The organism is Streptomyces recifensis (assembly GCF_002154615.1).
Lineage (GTDB): Bacteria > Actinomycetota > Actinomycetes > Streptomycetales > Streptomycetaceae > Streptomyces > Streptomyces griseoluteus.
This window is the reverse complement of the sequence record NZ_MUNH01000300.1, coordinates 1-2,771: the sequence shown is the minus strand read 5'-3', so window position 1 is coordinate 2,771 and position 2,771 is coordinate 1. Positions and strand designations below refer to the sequence as shown.

The window sequence follows — 2,771 nt, the reverse complement described above, 5'->3', positions numbered from 1 at the left end:
TCGGCGCCGGGGCCTTCCTCGCCGTGGCGCCCGAAGGCCCGCTGCGCGACCTGCTCAGTGACGTCGTGCGCAGGGGAGCCCGCTCCGCCAGCGCGGACAGCGAACCCCAAGGGGCGGCCAACCAGCGTCGGTTCACCACCGCGACCCGCATCGAGGGAACCGACGACTACCTGCTCAACGGCAGCAAGGTCTTCGTCGGGCACGCGCCCGTCGCCGAGGTGGTCAGCGTCTCCGCCACGGTCCACGAGGACGGCGTCGACCGGGTGCGGATGTTCTTCGTGGGTACCGACAGCCCCGGAGTGACCAGCGGTGACTGGCACACGTACATGGGCATCAGAGGATTCCCCAACGGCTGGCTGGAGTTCGAGGACGTACGGGTGAGCGGCGGCCACATACTCGTCGAGCGGGACCTCGGTCACGTCGTCCGCACCACCCCCGCCACCGCCCGGCTCGTCGGCCGCGGCCGCATGCACCTGATCGCGGCTCCGTCGCTCGCCGTCGCCCGGCTGTGCGTGGGCTGGATGCGCGAATTCGCCGCCCGACGAGTGATCGACGGGCGGCCGCTGGCGGAGTACGACGAGGTGCGGCGGCGACTGGCCGAGAGTCTGGCCGACACCTTCGCCATCGAGACCATGGCCCAGTGGTGTCTGCTCCCCGAGGACCAGGGCCGGGGCCTCAACCTCCGGTTCGAGCAGAACGCCGTCAAGAACGCCTCCTCGCTCCTCGCCTGGGAGACCGCCGAGCGCGCCATGTCCCTGCTGGCCGGTGAGGGGTACGAGACGGCGCCCAGCAAGCGGCTGCGCGGCGCACCCCCCGTCCCCGTCGAACGCTTCCTGCGGGATCTGCGCAACCTGCGCATCTCCGGCGGTGTCGACTTCCAGATCGACTACTGGATCGCCCAGCGCGCGATCCTGTCGTACTACTACCCCGAGCCGGACCACGCCGCCGCACTCGAAGGCGCGGACGAGGCTCCCCTGGACACCACCGGCACGGTCCTCACCGGCCGCAACCTCGGTCACCTGCGATGGGCGGCGGAGCAGACCCGGGCCTTCGGACGCACCTGCCTCGGCCTGGCCCGCAGCCACCCCGACCGTGCGGAGCTCGACGCCGAGGAGCGCACTCTCATCCAACTCGCCGGGATCAGCCGGGAGATCCTCGGCGTGACGCTCGTGCTGGCCCGCGCCTCCAAGCTCTCGGCCGCCGGGGACGACAGTGCCCAGGCGCTGGCCGACATCTTCTGCACCGCAGCCCGGCAGCGGGTGACCGATCTCCTCGGCCGGCTTCAGAGCCCGCCCGGACCGGACGCCGAGGCGGTCGCCTCCGCGTGGATGTCCGGTACCGCGTACGCATACCTCGCCGCCGACGGCGCCCCGCGCCCGTCCCACGGTGGCAGCATCGATAAGGGACTGTCATGAGCACATCCATTTTGCACGTCCCGCTGACCGTGGGACAGGAGGCGATGTGGGTCTCCTGGAAACTCGACCCCGAGCAGTGGACCCACATCATTCCCCTGCCCTTCGAGGTGAGCGGCACCCTGGACCTCGACCGGCTCCGCCACGCCGTCGCCGAGACCGGTGAGGCGTTCCCGCAGCTCCGCGCCCGCGTGCGTGCGGGTACGGACGGACCGGTCCTCGACTGGTCGAACGCCCCGGACATCGCCGTCCGGCGCACGCGCACCGCCCAGGACCGCGACAGCGCGATCCGGACCGCCTGGCAGACCCCCTTCGACCTGCGAGGCGGCCCCCTCGCCCGTGTCGACGTCATCGACGGCCCGGACTACACGGTCCTGCTGATCGCCGTGCACCACCTCGTCCACGACGGCGCCTCCGTCCTGCTGTTCCTGGACGCCTTGCGCGCCGCCTACCGCGGTGAGGAGCTCCCGCGCGAGGACCACGCCCCGGCTCTCGCCGCCTTCGCCGCACGGACGCGCGATCTCGCCGACGGCCCCCTCGGGGAGGAGCACAGGCTCCACTGGAAGGAGACCCTCGCCGACGGCGGCGGTGACTTCACCCTGCCCGCAGGACAGGAGGAACCCCGCTACACCGTCCTCAGCGAGGCCCTCCCGCAGGACCTCGCCGCCGCGCTGCGCGACCGCGCCGCCGAGTCGGGCATGTCGTTCGCCACCGTGCTGATGGGTGCCTGGTACGCCCTGCTGCGGCGCCACAGCGGGAGCGGCGACGTGCTCTCGTTCCTGCCGTACCACGGCCGCTCACTGCCCGAAGTACGCGACCGCGTCGGCTACTTCGTCAACGCCCTGCCGGTCCGCGTGCCGGTCCGCGCCGACGACCGCTACCGCGACCTCCTGGCCAGGGTGCGTGGCCGGGTCAAGGAGACCCTCGCCCACGGTGACCTGCCGCTTCCCGCCATCATGCGCGCCGCCGGCCTGACCGGCCCCGAGGCCCAGCGCCGCACCCACCAGGCCGTCTTCCAGTACTGGCACGCCGGCCTGCACACGGGCGTGGACGTCCACGACATCGGGCTGAGCCACGGCGGCGGCGAGGCACGGCTGAGCCTGCTGGACATGGAGAGCACCGCCGGATTCCGGCTGGCCCTCATGGTCCGTCAGGACAGCTGCGGCACCCATCTGCTGTGGAAGGACCCGGCCGGCTCCCTGGGTGCCGCCCTGGTGCGCGCCATGGCGGGGGACTACCTGTCCATCCTGCGCGCCATCGCGGCCGACCCCGACGCCCCGCTCGCCGAGGTGCTGGCCCCCGCCGCCCCGGCCCGGCCCGCCGACGCCGCGGCGGGTCGGGCGGCCGTGCCGGCGGGCT

The 2,771-nt window shown here is 72.9% G+C and carries 2 protein-coding genes; both read left to right on the top strand.

Annotated features, from left to right (window positions below; genetic code table 11):
- On the top strand, positions 1-1,415 hold a 1,415-nt coding region (locus CCN33_RS17080; RefSeq protein ID WP_086694459.1), incomplete at its 5' end, for an acyl-CoA dehydrogenase family protein.
- The coding region (locus tag CCN33_RS17075; protein WP_244173838.1) for a condensation domain-containing protein at positions 1,412-2,771 on the top strand (1,360 nt) is incomplete at its 3' end. The genes CCN33_RS17080 and CCN33_RS17075, both read left to right, overlap by 4 nt.